The sequence below is a fragment of the Vibrio mediterranei genome, from assembly GCF_013364395.1.
In the GTDB taxonomy this organism is placed as follows: domain Bacteria; phylum Pseudomonadota; class Gammaproteobacteria; order Enterobacterales; family Vibrionaceae; genus Vibrio; species Vibrio mediterranei.
Genome location: NZ_JABXGK010000005.1, coordinates 1 through 15,602, shown reverse-complemented (window position 1 = coordinate 15,602; position 15,602 = coordinate 1). Strand labels below are relative to the sequence as shown.

At 44.9% G+C, this 15,602-nt stretch carries 14 protein-coding genes; 9 read left to right on the top strand and 5 right to left on the bottom strand.

Annotation, left to right across the window (positions count from 1 at the left end; translation table 11 throughout):
- Positions 1 to 621: 621 nt before the first annotated feature.
- From HOP38_RS15810 to rarD, 3 genes are all read right to left on the bottom strand, one after another.
- Positions 622 to 1,278, bottom strand: coding sequence for a LysE family translocator (locus tag HOP38_RS15810; RefSeq protein ID WP_124940439.1), 657 nt, complete (start codon positions 1,276 to 1,278; stop codon positions 622 to 624).
- Between the two features lie 15 nt (positions 1,279 to 1,293).
- Complete coding sequence (locus HOP38_RS15805) at positions 1,294 to 2,085, bottom strand: AraC family transcriptional regulator (RefSeq protein ID WP_088876433.1); 792 nt, start codon at positions 2,083 to 2,085, stop codon at positions 1,294 to 1,296.
- An 84-nt stretch (positions 2,086 to 2,169) separates the two neighbouring features.
- Positions 2,170 to 3,081, bottom strand: a complete 912-nt coding sequence (gene rarD / locus HOP38_RS15800; protein ID WP_124940438.1) for an EamA family transporter RarD — start codon at positions 3,079 to 3,081, stop codon at positions 2,170 to 2,172.
- Between the two features lie 200 nt (positions 3,082 to 3,281).
- Between rarD and recQ the strand changes: the two genes are divergently transcribed.
- The 3 genes from recQ (at position 3,282) to HOP38_RS15785 (ending at position 6,256) form a co-directional block, all read left to right on the top strand.
- On the top strand, positions 3,282 to 5,117 hold the full coding sequence (recQ, locus tag HOP38_RS15795) for an ATP-dependent DNA helicase RecQ (protein ID WP_006074583.1): 1,836 nt from the start codon (positions 3,282 to 3,284) through the stop codon (positions 5,115 to 5,117).
- Positions 5,110 to 5,412, top strand: a complete 303-nt coding sequence (locus HOP38_RS15790) for a DUF3630 family protein (protein WP_031494152.1) — start codon at positions 5,110 to 5,112, stop codon at positions 5,410 to 5,412. Before recQ ends, HOP38_RS15790 begins: the two co-directional genes overlap by 8 nt.
- Before the next feature lie 172 nt (positions 5,413 to 5,584).
- Complete coding sequence (locus HOP38_RS15785; RefSeq protein WP_006074581.1) at positions 5,585 to 6,256, top strand: 7-cyano-7-deazaguanine/7-aminomethyl-7-deazaguanine transporter; 672 nt, start codon at positions 5,585 to 5,587, stop codon at positions 6,254 to 6,256.
- A gap of 68 nt (positions 6,257 to 6,324) precedes the next feature.
- Here HOP38_RS15785 and gppA read toward each other — a convergent pair whose 3' ends face one another.
- Together gppA and rhlB are read right to left on the bottom strand one after the other, a co-directional pair.
- Positions 6,325 to 7,821: a guanosine-5'-triphosphate,3'-diphosphate diphosphatase gene (gppA, locus tag HOP38_RS15780; protein WP_006074579.1), complete on the bottom strand. Its 1,497-nt coding sequence runs from the start codon at positions 7,819 to 7,821 to the stop codon at positions 6,325 to 6,327.
- A 19-nt stretch (positions 7,822 to 7,840) separates the two neighbouring features.
- On the bottom strand, positions 7,841 to 9,133 hold the full coding sequence (gene rhlB, locus HOP38_RS15775) for an ATP-dependent RNA helicase RhlB (protein ID WP_006074578.1): 1,293 nt from the start codon (positions 9,131 to 9,133) through the stop codon (positions 7,841 to 7,843).
- 108 nt (positions 9,134 to 9,241) lie between these two features.
- Between rhlB and trxA the strand changes: the two genes are divergently transcribed.
- The 6 genes from trxA to fre all read left to right on the top strand — a co-directional run bounded on the left by trxA (position 9,242) and on the right by fre (position 15,085).
- The gene (gene trxA, locus HOP38_RS15770) at positions 9,242 to 9,568 is read left to right on the top strand and encodes a thioredoxin TrxA (RefSeq protein WP_006074576.1); all 327 of its coding nucleotides are present in this window, start codon (positions 9,242 to 9,244) and stop codon (positions 9,566 to 9,568) included.
- 192 nt (positions 9,569 to 9,760) lie between these two features.
- Complete coding sequence (gene rho / locus HOP38_RS15765) at positions 9,761 to 11,020, top strand: transcription termination factor Rho (RefSeq protein ID WP_006074575.1); 1,260 nt, start codon at positions 9,761 to 9,763, stop codon at positions 11,018 to 11,020.
- A gap of 119 nt (positions 11,021 to 11,139) precedes the next feature.
- Positions 11,140 to 12,138: a hypothetical protein gene (locus HOP38_RS15760; protein ID WP_006074572.1), complete on the top strand. Its 999-nt coding sequence runs from the start codon at positions 11,140 to 11,142 to the stop codon at positions 12,136 to 12,138.
- Between the two features lie 86 nt (positions 12,139 to 12,224).
- Complete coding sequence (gene ubiD / locus HOP38_RS15755; RefSeq protein WP_198558460.1) at positions 12,225 to 14,090, top strand: 4-hydroxy-3-polyprenylbenzoate decarboxylase; 1,866 nt, start codon at positions 12,225 to 12,227, stop codon at positions 14,088 to 14,090.
- Positions 14,087 to 14,359 carry a 2Fe-2S iron-sulfur cluster-binding protein gene (locus tag HOP38_RS15750; protein WP_031495008.1) on the top strand — a complete coding sequence of 91 codons (273 nt, stop codon included), beginning with the start codon at positions 14,087 to 14,089 and terminating at the stop codon, positions 14,357 to 14,359. The genes ubiD and HOP38_RS15750 overlap by 4 nt, the downstream gene beginning before the upstream one ends.
- Before the next feature lie 12 nt (positions 14,360 to 14,371).
- Positions 14,372 to 15,085 (top strand): NAD(P)H-flavin reductase, encoded by a 714-nt coding sequence (gene fre, locus HOP38_RS15745; protein WP_198558459.1) that lies wholly within the window; start codon positions 14,372 to 14,374, stop codon positions 15,083 to 15,085.
- Positions 15,086 to 15,602: the final 517 nt, after the last annotated feature.

Below are 15,602 nucleotides of genomic sequence, written 5' to 3'. Positions count from 1 at the left end.
AAAACCCCGAGGGCTTACGCCCTGCGGGGTTATGGTCTTACTCGCAGCAATCCGGCTACTATAGGTGCTCCATGCATCTAATCCTTGATAGTGTGCTGTATTCCTTCAGCGTATTCCTTTCGTCGCCTTCCTAGCGGTGTCCATTGGTCTTATCCTGACCTGCTAACAATCCTCGTTAGCGCACTTCACTTGATCCCTGAGCGGTGTCCCTGACATCTTCCTGATGTTAAGTCCTTGCCTCATCCAGAGGTGTCCATTGTCTTTCCTTAGTAGTAACCATCCTAGTTACTATTGCGTCCATTCAATGTCCAATTTGCTTTCCGTGCCGACCATTCATCCTGAATAACCGTATCTTCTTCCTGAAGATGCCCAAATCCCTGAGCGTTTCCTGTTCCGTGTCAGATTCCTTCCGACATGGTTAATATTAAATGATACTCGCTTTAGAGCAATCGCGTTGAGGCGAAAAAGTCCCGTATCTTATCAATGAGAAAAATCGACAATTATTTAAAATCAATAACTTATCGTTAGTCTTGGTCTAAGTCTTGGAGTACAAAGCGATAATGACCTACCGCTTTGTGAGAGATCTCTTACACGAAGAGTGTCGAATGGAGTAAGTTGCTCTTACAGCGACAGCAGAACCTGCAATAAGATCGTCAAACCAATGCCAGAAAAGAGCAATCCACACAAAGCATCAATGTAGATTGAGGCGGATCCTAACTTACGTTGCATACCTTTTGTCGAAAGTGCCCAAGCTAAAAATGAGAACCACGCAAGAGATAATGACCATAGAATGGCTAACGCTATCAATTTACCTGGAACCGACATAGAAGATGGCACCAACGTCGACATCAAACTAATAAAAAACACCAAGGCTTTAGGATTGAGGATATTGGTTGTAAAGCCTCGAGAGAAAGCTTGTCGTCGACTCGATAGTAATAAACTCGGGTCGTTAGCTAACTCCGCTGGCTGGTGGCGCAATCCCCAGCGTGAAACTACAGAGCGTAATGCACCGATTCCCAGATAGAGCAGATAGCTACCACCGGCGATTTGGACCATCGCAAACAGTGTTGGGTGTTGGTGAACGACATAGCTCACACCAGTTAAACTTAAGATGGAATGCAATAAGATGCCAAATGACAAGCCTAAAGCGATGTAGAAGCCAGTCTGACGACCAAACCGCGTGGCATTTTGTACCACTAAAGCAAAGTCGGGCCCAGGGCTCATGAGGGCAATGAAATGAACTGTTGCCAGTGTCATTAGGATTGTGATTTCGTTCATGTTGGATATAGCTTGTTAGTTGATATGGGAAGGTGAAATGCCGTAGACGCTACGAAAAGCCTTACTAAAGTGCGCTTGGTCATAAAAGCCAGTTTGCAATGCAACTTGAGCGGAGGGCTGACCAGCTTTAACTAACGCCATGCTTTTTTCCAAGCGAAGGCGAGTTAACCAAGCGTGTGGAGACATGCCCGTCGCTTGCTTAAAAAGGCGCTGGAATTGCCTTTCACTGAGGTCGCACAATTTAGCCAACTGCTCCAAACGGATTGGTTGGTCAAGATGGCTCATCACATAGTCACGAACTTGAGTTAGCTGTTTAGTACCAATAGGTTGTACATAAGCACAAGTTGGTTTAGCGTGCCTATTGAGCAGTTGCTCAAAGCTTTCATGCGGTAAACAATCACGCGCGAGAGCGCTGATGTTTTCATCACTCAACGCTAAGTGGGTGTTAAGTAAGGCACGAAACAGCATTGGCTCTTGAACAATTGGACTGTGAAAGCCCAATTGACCTTGGTGGTTGCTGGGCTTGAGTTGTGATAACCACTGTGGTGATACAGCAAGCACTTTGACTTCATAGCCTTCATCAAAGCGAGCTTGGCCATCGTGCAATTCATCCGGTGGCATCAATACCAAGTCTCCAGGCCCACTGGTATAGCTTTGACCTTTTAAATGAAACTGCTGTTGACCATTGACGATCAAGCCAAAATGATAATCGAGATGATAGTGTTTCTGAAACGCAAACTCTTTGTAACAACCACTGATTAAATTGATATCAGGGATTGGCGAAGACAGGTAACTAATCTGCTGCAAAACAACCTCCTAATATCAATCCAATGGTGTCAGTTTATCGTTCAGAGGCATAAGCGTCTTGTAAAAAACGGACACCCTGTAGGATTACTGAGCGTTAATTCTTTTGTTGGTTCGGCTGGTTTTAATGCCATCAAAACTGAACACGACCAGTGCACCCCAAATAAAGCCGAACGTCAGTGCCTTGTCTAAAGTGAACGCTTCACCGTAAACCAGCACGGCTAGCAAGAACATCAAGCTAGGGCCGATGTACTGGAAAAAGCCGAGTGTCGATAGCTTCAGACGTGTCGCTGCACCCGTGAAACACAACAAAGGCAGTGTGGTCACAATGCCGGCAGAAATCAACAGTATGTTCAGTGTGGCTGGATTTGCCAACATGTTTGAGGTTGGGGTGCTGGCAATGAACAACACATAAATTGCGGCAGCTGGCAGCATGACTAAGGTCTCGATAAACAGTCCCGTCTGTGCATCCAAACTGACCTTCTTTCTTAATAAACCATACAAACCAAAGCTCATCGCTAGCGCAAGGGCAACAATAGGTACCGAGCCAAAGGCAATAAGTTGAATCAGTACTCCGATGGTTGCCAGAGCGACTGCAAACCACTGTAGCTTTCTTAGTCGCTCTCCTAAGAACAACATCCCTAGAATCACATTAATCAATGGATTGATGTAATAACCAAGGCTAGCATCAAGCATGTGGTTTGCATTTACCGCCCAAATAAAAATCAGCCAATTCACACCGACGAGCAAAGCGGTTGTGATCAAATAGCCCATCTTTTTTTTAGAACGAAATACGTCTCTCACACTGCGCCAACGACGGCCAAAATGCAGTAGTGCAGTCAATAAAAAGAACGACCAAATAACACGGTGACTTAAAATCTCTAGCGGCGATACTTCAGACAGCGCTTTGAAGTAAATAGGGGCAATACCCCACATGGTATAGGCACCGATCGCTAATAGTACGCCATGTTTGGCTTTTTGTTGTTCTTCTAGTGACATGCAAATTTTCTCAAGAGCGGGCCATGAAGGCCATAAAGGGAGGAAAGGTCTTGAGTATAACGTGTTGTCATCCATTGGACTAATTATTGCGCGTTTAGCGGACGTTTTTTATTAGTGTTGGCCATGATTATGAGTTTCTTTCCCATAGGAACATCTCTACAATGTAGCGTTTTCGACCTACCATTTTCTCGGGATATTGCATGACCGCTGTGTTACTTGCTGAACAATCTGAATCTCAACCAAGTTCACAGTCTGTTTTGGAATCGGTGTTCGGCTATCAAGAATTTCGTCCCGGACAGCAGGAAGTTATCGATAGCGCCATTGAAGGCAATGATGGCCTAGTCATTATGCCCACAGGTGGTGGTAAATCTCTGTGTTATCAGATTCCGGCCTTAGTTCGTAGTGGTATTACGCTGGTGATCTCTCCACTAATTTCACTAATGAAAGACCAGGTGGATCAGTTAAAGGCCGATGGCGTTGCTGCTGAGTGCATTAACTCAACCCAATCTAAAGAAACCCTGATTGATATCTACCGCCGTATGAACAACGGTCAACTGAAGCTGATTTACGTATCGCCAGAACGAGTGTTAATGCACGACTTCATTGAACGTCTAGAGCATCTTGAGTTGTCGATGATAGCGGTCGATGAAGCGCACTGTATTTCTCAATGGGGACATGACTTTAGGCCAGAATATGCAGCCTTAGGCCGTTTAAAGGAGTGGTTCCCTTTTGTTCCTATGGTGGCGCTGACTGCCACTGCAGATGATGCAACTCGTAAAGACATTATCCACCGTCTTAATCTCAATAATCCCCATGAATATCTTGGCAGTTTTGACCGTCCTAATATCCGCTATACGCTAGTGGAGAAACATAAGCCAGTTTCTCAGATAGTGCGCTTCTTAGGGGAGAATAAAGGAGGCAGTGGCATCATCTATTGCGGCAGCCGTAAGAAAGTCGAGATGTTGACCGAGAAGCTGTGCGCCAACCATGTGCGTGCTGCAGGCTATCATGCTGGCATGGATATGGATGAAAGAGCCTATGTCCAAGACGCGTTTCAACGTGATGATATTCAAGTAGTTGTTGCGACAGTCGCCTTTGGTATGGGGATTAACAAACCCAATGTGCGTTTCGTCGCGCATTTTGATATTCCTCGTAATATTGAGTCTTACTACCAAGAAACTGGGCGAGCGGGGCGTGATGGATTGCCAGCAGAAGCAATGATGCTCTATGACCCTGCCGACATTGGTTGGCTGCGCCGTATGTTGGATGAAAAAGAAGAAGGGCCACAAAAGCAGGTAGAAAGTCATAAGCTCAACGCCATGAATGCGTTTGCTGAAGCGCAGACATGCCGACGCCAAGTGCTGTTGAATTATTTCGGTGAGTATAGTGAGAAGCCATGCGGCAACTGCGATATATGTCTCGACCCTCCGAAACATTTTGATGCGACGCAAGAAGCGCAAAAAGCGTTGTCTTGTGTCTATCGTGTCAACCAGAGCTTTGGTATTAGCTATGTGGTTGAAGTGTTGCGTGGTATGTCGAACATTCGTATTCGTGAACATGGACACGACAAGCTGACGACTTATGGCATTGGACGTGATCATAGTCATGATTACTGGGTGAGCATATTTAGGCAGCTAATACACAAAGGTTTGCTTAGCCAAAATATCACCCGAAACTCGACATTGCAGCTGACCGAAGAGGCACGCCCTCTGTTACGTGGAGAAAACAGCCTAGAGTTGGCAGTGCCTCGACTGGATACGGCTGCACGAAGTGCCAAATCTGACAAACTTGCTTCTAAGCATTACGATAAGAAGCTGTTTGCCAAACTGCGTAAGCTACGTAAGTCGATTGCCGACGAAGATGGTTTACCTCCTTATGTCGTCTTCAGTGATGCAACCCTGATTGATATGGCAGAAATACTGCCCACCTCTTACGGTGAAATGCTGGCAGTGAACGGCGTTGGTGAACGTAAATTAGAGAAGTATGCTGACCCTTTCCTTGATCTAATACAGGAGCATTTGACCCAACATGGCTGATTTTGGTTTGCGAGATTATATCGAGGCGGAAGGGAAGTTGGTGCTTGTTACACCAAGCTTTGATTTTGACAGTTTTGATACCATAGCCAGTTCTTTAGTTGCTCAGTTATCTGCCACTGTGGTTGAGAAACAATGGGATGCGGATATTCACACGTGGCTGGTGGATTTTGAAGGCTGCCGAATGTTATTAAAGGGCGAGCATTACAGTGAACTCATGTGGTTTGAGGCGCTAGATGTTACTGGTAGCAAAGACGAATTTGATTTTCTTGCGAGTATATTTCGACGCGGATTCTAGTCTATTTTCATCAGTAAACGTTTGCTCTATATCGAACTATTGCACCTAAAATTGATTAATGTATAATCGCCCGCCGCTACTTAAGTAGCCAACAAACACTTAATTTTAGTAACCAGAGGCTGTGCCTCACCTTGGGTTCCCTCAACCCCAAGCAAAACGAAAAAGGTACAATATGAGCCCGTTTTCTCCTGCGCAACAGCGCAAAGCCCTAACATTTTTAGTTCTCTTTCACTTAGTGATTATTGCGTCCAGTAATTATCTAGTGCAGCTACCCTTTACTATTTTTGGTTTCCACACCACTTGGGGCGCTTTTACTTTTCCTTTTATCTTCTTAGCGACCGACTTGACTGTCCGTATTTTCGGTGCTGGGTTAGCGCGTAGAATCATTTTCCTAGTTATGTTGCCAGCTTTAGCGGTGTCGTATGCGCTATCGGTACTGTTCTTTGAAGGCCAGTTTCAAGGATTGAGTCATCTGGGAGAGTTTAACTTGTTTGTCGCGCGTATTGCGGCGGCAAGTTTTATGGCATATCTATTAGGACAGATTCTTGATGTTCATGTATTCAACCGCTTACGTCAAATGAAGCAATGGTGGGTGGCACCGACCTGTTCGACACTATTTGGTAATGCGCTTGATACCTTAGCCTTCTTTGCTATCGCGTTTTACCAGAGTCCAGATCCATTTATGGCTGAACATTGGACAGAAATCGCCTTAGTCGACTACGGCTTTAAGTTAGTGATCAGCCTAGGCTTATTTGTGCCTATGTATGGTGTGCTATTGAACTTCTTAGTGAAGAAGTTAACCGCTGTAAACCCGAATATTTCGGTTACTGGTGTGAACGCCTAATCGGCAGACAAATAAAAAAATCCCGAACCTGTGATGTTCGGGATTTTTTTTAATCTTCGTACTATCTGTTATAGCGCTTGAATGTCGAGCGGCCAACCCATGTCGGACTGACGGTTCGATTCAATTTCTAATTCTGCTGCAGACAATGGGTTTTGCTCTAGCCACAGTTTATCTATCGAAAGGGTAAGTCGATTATCTTTGCATGCTACTGAGATATTCGGCTGTAACTCTCGCTTACGTCTATGAGTGATAATTACCGCTAAACGTAATAGTCGTAGTACACGCTCGGCACTTTTATTTGACAGCGCATGTTGTGCTGGCAAAGGACTAAGCTGATCCTTATATCGACGTACAACTTCCGCTAACAGGTGTTTTTGTGCACGAGTAAAACCCGGTAAATCTAAGTTGGTTAGTAAGTACGCACTATGTTCGCCAGCCTTTTTGAAGTCAAGAGTAAGACCAATTTCATGAAGCTTGGATGCACATTCAAGCAAAGCTGGTGCTTGTGGCTCCTCGAGCCAGGTATCACCACCACAATCTTTGAGCAGTTGCAGAGCCGTAGTTGCGACCTGTTCGCCATATTCCACATCTAACTGACAGCGCGATTGAACGCTATTGATGGTTCGAGCACGGATGTCATCTTGTTGCAACTCTTCGACCATGTCATACACCATGCCTTCGCGCAGTGCGCCTCCGGCCAGTGTCATAGAGTCAATGTTAAGAAGTTCAAAGATGGCAATCAGAATGGACAAACCACTAGGGAATACTAGTGCGCGTTCTAGAGTTAGGCCGTCGATATCCAGCTCTTCCAAATGATCGGCTTGCATGGCTTGTTTTTGAAGACGCTTTAGTTTGGCATGAGTGATGACTTCATCCATACCTTGAGCCAGCATGATCTCTTGTAGAGCTTGCACGGTACCACTAGCGCCAACACAAACATCCCAACCAATACGCTGGTAATTGTCGAGAATCGGTGCGAGTGCTTGCTTAGCTCCTTCAATGGCACGTTCAAAGTTAGCTTTATTAAGCTGTCGGTCTTTGAAGTAATGCTCAAGCCAAGTCACGCAGCCCATTTTTAGACTGGTGAGAGCTTTAGGCTCAAAACCTTCACCAATAATAAGCTCTGTGCTTGCGCCACCAATATCGACCACCAATCTACGGCCAGTCCCGCCCGAGGTATGGGCGACACCTTTGTAGATGGTTGCAGCTTCTTCTTCACCACAGATGACTTGTATTGGATAACCAAGAATGTCATTGGCTTTCTCTAAGAAAACATCCACATTAGTCGCGGTTCTCAGAGTCGCGGTCCCAACGATACGGATATTTTCTTTCGGGATGTCTTGTAGCCTTTCCGCAAAGAGGCTTAAACATTCCCAACCGCGTTGCATCGCTTCTTGGCTAAGCGCTAACTCGGCATCTAGACCAGCGGCTAAACGAACTTTCCGTTTAATTTTAGCCATCGTTTGAACACTGCCATCAATATGACGAACCACCAACATATGGAAACTGTTGGAGCCTAAATCAATGGCAGCGTAGAGTGGCGAAGAATTCACTGCGAGACTCATAAATACTGCTTACTTCCTGTTAAGATCGTTGCGCTCTTGGCCTTCTTTGAGGCTTTCTGTTTGACGGTCTTGAGCCACCAGTGTTGGTACGGCGCTGACCTGAGTTACGGCTTTTCAGAACTAGTGGCGCAGGCAGTTCTGTAAGTAGTGCACTGGAATCGTAGTCTGAGACGGGGATTTGGTGCTCAATGTACTCTTCAATTGCTGGCAAATTGATCGCGTATTCTTCACAAGCAAAGCTGATGGAGTGACCACTTGCACCAGCACGGCCAGTACGGCCAATACGGTGAACGTAATCTTCACAATCGTCAGGCAAGTCGTAATTGAATACGTGAGTTACTTGAGGAATATGCAGACCACGAGCTGCCACATCGGTCGCAACCAGAATATCGACATCACCACGAGTAAATTGCTCTAGAATTTTCTCACGTTTCTTCTGAGGAACATCGCCAGTCAGCAGGCCGACACGGTGGCCGTCGGCAGCTAGGTGCCCCCAAACCTTCTCACACTTGTGTTTAGTGTTAGCAAAGATGATAGCGCGGTCTGGCCACTCTTCTTCCACGAGAGTCTGTAGCAGAGCCATTTTTTCATTGTTCGATGGGTAGAACAGCTCTTCTTTAATTCGGTGACCAGTTTTTTGCTCTGGCTCGACAACGACGTGCTCAGGGTTGTGCATGTGTTCGAATGCCAGTTCTTGAACGCGATAAGATAATGTTGCAGAGAACAGCATGTTCAAACGGTCTTTTGGCTCAGGCATGCGACGGAACAAAAAGCGAATGTCTTTAATGAAACCAAGATCGAACATGCGGTCGGCTTCATCCAATACCACTGCTTGAATGTTGTTGAGATTGAAAACACGCTGTTTGTAGAAATCGATAATACGACCACAGGTACCGATAAGGATATCGACGCCTTCTTCGAGTTTAGCGAGCTGCTTATCGTAGCTGTCGCCGCCGTAGGCGAGTGCAGTCTTTAGCCCTGTACTCTCAATCAACGGTTTGGCATCGTTTTGGATCTGGATAGCAAGTTCGCGAGTCGGAGCCATGATAATCGCACGCGGTTGGTTTGGCTTGCGGCCATCATGTTCTGGCGTTGTTAGTAGGTGATTAAAAGTAGCAGTTAAAAACGCAAGCGTTTTTCCAGTCCCGGTTTGGGCCTGTCCTGCAATATCTCGGCCGGCGAGCAGTACCGGCAACGCCAAGGCTTGGATAGGGGTACAATACTCGAACCCTTTTTTTTCCAATCCTTCAATGATTTGCGGCTGCAAATCTAATTCGGCGAACTTTTGCTCTGTGATATGCGTCTTTTTCATCGGTATAGAATATCAGCTTAAGCTTGCAATACGAAGGTAAATACATTCCAATAGGAGATCTAATTGTTGGTGATTATCTCATCAATACAAAAAATATCGGAGTGAAAGATGAGTGAAAAGATTTTGCAGCTGACGGATGACGGTTTTGAAACTGACGTAATTAACGCTGCAGGCCCGGTTCTTGTTGACTTCTGGGCGGAGTGGTGTGGTCCTTGTAAAATGATTGCCCCAATCCTCGATGAAATCGCAGATGAGTACGAAGGCAAACTCACTATCGGTAAACTTAACATTGACCAAAACGCAGGTACTCCACCTAAGTTTGGTATTCGCGGTATCCCAACGCTACTTCTTTTCAAAGACGGTGGCGTAGCAGCAACGAAAGTTGGTGCGCTATCAAAGACTCAACTTAAAGAGTTCTTGGATGCGAATCTATAATGAAAAGTAACGAAAACCGTGTATCTTAACAAATACACGGTTTTGTTTTTTTCAAAGCTAGACTAGACTCAGTTTTAGTGATAATTTATCGCACGTTAAATAAACAAGTGTTCACTTCTTGGTCGATCCTGAGACCAAATCCTTCTTAACAACAAAACAGATCCTATTTTGACTAAACAAACATCCACCACAATGAACTTAACAGAATTGAAGAACAGACCTGTTTCTGAGCTCGTTAAACTTGGCGAATCTCTTGGTCTGGAAAATTTAGCTCGTCTGCGTAAGCAAGACATCATTTTCGCCATCTTAAAAGCCCATGCGAAAAGTGGTGAAGATATCTTTGGTGACGGGGTCTTAGAGATTCTTCAAGACGGTTTTGGTTTCCTGCGTAGCGCAGACAGCTCGTACCTTGCGGGTCCAGACGACATTTATGTTTCTCCAAGTCAGATTCGTCGTTTTAACCTTCGCACAGGTGACTCAATCGCTGGTAAAATTCGTCCACCAAAAGACGGTGAGCGCTATTTTGCTCTGCTAAAAGTTAACACGGTTAATGACGACAAACCTGATAACGCACGTAATAAGATTCTATTTGAAAACCTAACACCTCTGCATGCGAATGAGCGTATGACAATGGAGCGTGGTAACGGTTCAACAGAAGATATTACCGCTCGTGTTCTTGACCTTGCATCACCAATTGGTAAAGGTCAGCGTGGTCTGATTGTTGCTCCGCCAAAAGCGGGTAAGACAATGTTGCTTCAGAACATCGCTCAGAGCATCGCTCACAACCACCCTGAATGTGAATTGATGGTTCTACTTATCGATGAGCGTCCAGAGGAAGTAACAGAGATGCAGCGCCTAGTTAAAGGTGAAGTTGTTGCATCGACGTTTGATGAGCCAGCATCTCGTCACGTTCAAGTTGCTGAGATGGTGATTGAGAAAGCGAAGCGTCTTGTTGAACACAAGAAAGATGTGGTTATCCTACTAGACTCTATCACTCGTCTAGCGCGTGCATACAACACAGTAGTACCTTCTTCTGGTAAGGTTCTTACTGGTGGTGTTGATGCTAACGCATTGCATCGTCCAAAGCGTTTCTTCGGCGCGGCTCGTAATGTAGAAGAAGGCGGAAGCCTAACTATCATCGCAACGGCACTAGTTGATACTGGTTCTAAGATGGATGAAGTTATCTACGAAGAGTTTAAAGGTACAGGTAACATGGAACTGCACCTAAACCGTAAGATTGCTGAAAAACGTGTTTTCCCTGCGATCGATTTCAACCGTTCAGGTACACGTCGCGAAGAACTACTGACTAAGTCGGATGAGCTACAGAAAATGTGGATTCTACGTAAGATTGTTCACCCTATGGGCGAAACAGACGCAATGGAGTTCCTCATTGATAAGTTAGCAATGACGAAGACGAACGATGAGTTCTTTGATGCGATGCGTCGTCAGTAATACATTTTAAGCTGACAGCAAATCTCAGATTTTAAACGTCACCCAATATGGGTGGCGTTTTTGTTTGCACTTAACCTCTTTCCAGCGCACAATATCAAAAGTGTTAACAGGAGGTTAATATGCTACAAGGATGGTTAGCGTCTCTTCTCCTAGTATTTGCTGCGTTGTTGTCGCAGCCAGCATTCGCGTCGAAGGAGATGACGCAACAAGAAGTCAATCAATGGATCAGCAATCCTATTGTTCAGCAGAAAGTCACTGAATATATGGATCTGGTGATGAAGGACGATATTGACGGATTAAAGTTTGCTCTCAATCGTTTAGCTCTACCTCAACAAGAGGTAGCTCGGTATGTGCTGTTGCAAGAAATCGAGCAGCGCAGCATCATCTTGACGCCTAAAATGGCGATTTTCGTAAAAAGTCAGAAATCTCTTCCTACGACCTATACTATGCTGGAGCGTGGCGATGGTTACGAGTTTTCGATACCCGCCTTTAATTATCCTGCCATCTCTGCGCGTCTTATCAAAAGCTGGAATAGCGACCAAAAAACTTTAGAGTTCATACTACAAGTCGAGCGAGAAGAGCTTGTTTTGCGAGACTGGTTATCTGAAGGGACGGATTACGATAGACAAATTCGTGAAGATCTATTAGTTCGTGAGTTTGATAGTTTGTCACCAGAAGCCAACGCCTATTTGACCAAGCAACTGACTGAAGCAACGATTACAGAATGGCTACCTTCAACTCGAGTATTGGTGCGTATGGCGCAGGTCAATCAGGATGAAAAGTTGTATGAACTGCTGTGGAAAATGCGTGCAGACTACCATAGCCAAGCTGAGCTTGAACGTTTGGCTCAAGTGAAGTCTCCATTTGCGATGCATCAGATCATGTTAGCATCCCGTAACCCTAGCTTAAAACAACAAGCCATTACAGAATTGGCAAGCATTAATCCATTGCCTGAAAACGTAAAGAATTTTCTTGTCGCCCGTATGACAAGTGTTGATGATGCCAGTTTCGTTGCCACTCAATTAGCGCAAAATGGTCATAGTGGTTGGGTTAGAGATGTCGCTTCGTCAAATAGCCAAGTAAAAGCTAGCTTAATTCTGCAGGCGTTGTCCAACTAGTTTCGTCCAGTGTTTGAAGCGCAAATTTCACTCATAGGTGGGTTTGCGTATATAATGCGTGCATCTTTCAAGGCGATGTTACCCCTATGAATTTTAAGGATTTACGAGACTTTATTCAGCACTTGGAAAGCCAAGGGCTACTTAAACGCATTTCTCACCCTGTCGACCCAGACTATGAAATGACTGAGATCAGTGACCGCACATTACGAGCGGGGGGGCCGGCATTGTTGTTCGAAAACCCCATTGGCTATGATGTTCCTGTGTTAACAAATTTATTTGGTACTTCTGAACGAGTAGCCATTGGGATGGGGCGCCAGCAAGTCTCGGAGCTTCGTGAAGTAGGTAAGTTATTGGCTTACCTAAAAGAGCCTGAGCCACCGAGAGGGTTTAAAGATGCGATCGATAAGATTCCTGTCTTTAAACAAGTCCTCAATATGCCAGTTAAAAGACTACGCAAGGCAAAGTGCCAAGAAATAGTTTGGCAAGGTGAAGAGGTCGATCTTGACAAAATTCCAGTAATGAGCTGCTGGCCAGACGATGTTGCGCCATTACTCACTTGGGGTCTGACCGTAACCAAAGGGCCAAATAAGAAACGACAAAACTTGGGCATTTATCGTCAACAAAAGATTGCCAAGAATAAAATCATCATGCGTTGGCTTGCTCACCGAGGTGGAGCGTTGGACCTGCGTGATTGGATGGAAACCAATCCAGGTAAACCTTTTCCAGTATCGGTTGCTTTCGGTGCTGACCCCGCCACTATCTTAGGGGCGGTAACTCCTGTACCAGATACGTTGTCAGAGTACGCGTTTGCTGGTTTATTACGGGGTGAAAAAACTGAAGTGGTCAAATCCATCAGTAACGATTTAGAGGTTCCGGCGAGTGCGGAGATCGTTCTTGAAGGCTACATTGACCCGAATGAGTTTGCGGATGAGGGACCTTATGGTGATCACACGGGTTACTACAACGAAGTAGAAAAACACCACGTGTTTACCATAACTCACGTTACTATGCGTCAGAATCCTATCTATCACAGCACGTATACTGGACGTCCACCTGATGAACCTGCCGTATTAGGTGTGGCGCTTAACGAAGTCTTTGTGCCAATTTTACAAAAGCAATTTCCTGAAATAGAAGATTTTTATCTTCCACCGGAAGGTTGCTCGTACCGCATGGCAGTGGTGACAATGAAGAAGCAATATCCCGGTCATGCTAAACGAGTGATGATGGGAGTGTGGTCATTCCTGCGACAATTTATGTATACCAAGTTTGTCATTGTGTGCGATGAGAGTGTTAATGCTCGTAATTGGACTGATGTCACTCAGGCCATGAATGAGCATATGTTGCCAGGTCGAGATACGTTGATGATTGAAAGCACCCCCATTGACTCGTTGGACTTTGCCTCTCCGGTTGTTGGGCTTGGTTCCAAGATGGGATTGGATGCGACGATAAAGTGGGATGCAGAAGTTGCTCTTGGTGAGAATAAGTTTGGACCTTCAGGTACCATCGAAACCGCTCATGCATTTGACGAAAATGCATTGAAAAGCGAGATAGTTGCTCAGTATCCTGAAGTTATAGATTTGTATGTTGCGCCTGGAACAGGTTCAAGTCGTATGGTGTTACTAACATTAAATAAGCAACGCGCAGGTCAGGCCGTGGAAGTAATGAAGGGTATTGCTGAATTGGTTGCTTGCTACTTTGACATTAAGTTTATGGTAGCGTGTGATGAAGACGTCAATGTTAGAGACTGGAATGACGTAATCTGGGCAATTACTACAAGAATGGATCCTGCTCGTGATACTGTCATGACTAACGATGTGAGTTCTCGAGCACTATTAGACGCCACCAACAAGTTGGAAACAGAAGTTGAGCGGGAATGGGGTATTCCAATAAAGAAAGATCCGCAGTTGGTCGAGAAGATAGATGCTATTTGGGATCAGCTTAATATCTTATGACCAAGCATGTAAGGCTAAAGCCTCAGAATCTTGAATTTAAGGTGAGTGATGGGGAAACCATCTTAGAGGCAGCGCTCAACCAAAACCTCGCGTTTCCACATCGATGCCGAGTCGGGGCCTGTGCTTCTTGCTTATGTCGAATAGAGTCAGGACAAGTCAGTTATGACTTAGAGCCAATGTTAACTGAAAAAGAAAAACAGCAAGGTTGGATGTTCTCTTGCCTTGCTTATGCTGAAAGCGATCTGGTGATTACTTTCAGTGACGAATAAAAGAGATAAAACATGACAGTAAAATGTAAAGTAAAGTCGATTGAGCCTTTAGCAGCAAACACCTATCAAATCTTGCTGCACCCGGAGCAACCAGTGAGCTTTAAAGCTGGTCAGTATTTAATGGTAGTAATGGGAGAAGCAGATAAGCGCCCATTCTCTATTGCTAGTAGCCCTTGTCGTCACGAAGGCGAGATCGAACTCCATATTGGTGCGGCTGAGCATAATGCTTACGCTATCGAAGTCGTCGAATCAATGAAACAAGCGCTAGCGAACGGTGGTGACATCACTATTGATGCACCTCATGGTGAGGCTTGGATTCGTGAAGATAACCAGCGACCTATACTATTGATTGCTGGCGGTACTGGGTTTAGCTATGTGCGCTCGATTCTTGATCACTGCATCAGCCAAAATATCGAACAGCCGATCCACCTCTACTGGGGCGGTCGCGATGAAGCTCAGCTCTATGCCAAAAAAGAGCTGATGGAAATTGCTAAGCAGCATCAACGTATTCAGTTCATTCCGGTTATTGAAGATGCGTCAGTGGAGTGGTCTGGGAAAAAAGGTAATGTGTTGCAAGCTGTGAGTGAAGATTTTGAGACGTTAGCGGATTTTGATATCTATATAGCAGGCCGATTTGAAATGGCTGGTGCCGCTCGTGAGCAGTTCACGCAATCCAAGCAAGCAAAGTCTGATCATATGTTTGGTGATGCTTACGCATTTATCTAAATGTTAGAGTTTTGTGGCCAAAAGGAGAGTTTTTATACTCTCCTTTTGCTTTTATGATGCAATTTTCAGCAAAAGCGCTTTTTTTCCAAAAAATATTAAAAAAGGGGTTGCGCCAAAAGTGGAACTCCCTATAATGCGCACCACCAGACGGGAAGGCAGCAAAGCAAGAGCCTGAAAGGTCTGGAAGGGCAAAAGCCTTAACGAAAATAATTTGAAAAAGTGGTTGACACGACAAGTTATCTAGTTAAAATGGCCGCCCACTTCAACGGAAAGCTGAAAAGCTTAAAAACAATAGTTTAGTCCATTGAAGTACTGTTCTTTAACAATATAAACCTATCAATCTGTGTGGGCACTCGTTGATGATAATCAAATTAGAAACTTCGGTTTCAAATTAGGTTTTCAATGAACTGAGTGACCAATCAAGTCGAAAGACTTGGCACAGTCAATTCATTATCGTTCTGTTGGAACGATAATAGCTTTAGATTACTAAGGTAGTTTAAAGTCAGTATTCATTGAG

Coding starts and splice junctions, on each gene's coding strand:
- trxA (WP_006074576.1), top strand. CDS start 9,242: ATGAGTGAAAAGATTTTGCAGCTGACGGATGACGGTTTTGAAACTGAC.
- ubiD (WP_198558460.1), top strand. CDS start 12,225: ATGAATTTTAAGGATTTACGAGACTTTATTCAGCACTTGGAAAGCCAA.
- HOP38_RS15810 (WP_124940439.1), bottom strand. CDS start 1,278: ATGAACGAAATCACAATCCTAATGACACTGGCAACAGTTCATTTCATT.
- fre (WP_198558459.1), top strand. CDS start 14,372: ATGACAGTAAAATGTAAAGTAAAGTCGATTGAGCCTTTAGCAGCAAAC.
- rho (WP_006074575.1), top strand. CDS start 9,761: ATGAACTTAACAGAATTGAAGAACAGACCTGTTTCTGAGCTCGTTAAA.
- HOP38_RS15760 (WP_006074572.1), top strand. CDS start 11,140: ATGCTACAAGGATGGTTAGCGTCTCTTCTCCTAGTATTTGCTGCGTTG.
- HOP38_RS15750 (WP_031495008.1), top strand. CDS start 14,087: ATGACCAAGCATGTAAGGCTAAAGCCTCAGAATCTTGAATTTAAGGTG.
- gppA (WP_006074579.1), bottom strand. CDS start 7,821: ATGAGTCTCGCAGTGAATTCTTCGCCACTCTACGCTGCCATTGATTTA.
- recQ (WP_006074583.1), top strand. CDS start 3,282: ATGACCGCTGTGTTACTTGCTGAACAATCTGAATCTCAACCAAGTTCA.
- rarD (WP_124940438.1), bottom strand. CDS start 3,081: ATGTCACTAGAAGAACAACAAAAAGCCAAACATGGCGTACTATTAGCG.
- HOP38_RS15785 (WP_006074581.1), top strand. CDS start 5,585: ATGAGCCCGTTTTCTCCTGCGCAACAGCGCAAAGCCCTAACATTTTTA.
- rhlB (WP_006074578.1), bottom strand. CDS start 9,133: ATGAAAAAGACGCATATCACAGAGCAAAAGTTCGCCGAATTAGATTTG.
- HOP38_RS15790 (WP_031494152.1), top strand. CDS start 5,110: ATGGCTGATTTTGGTTTGCGAGATTATATCGAGGCGGAAGGGAAGTTG.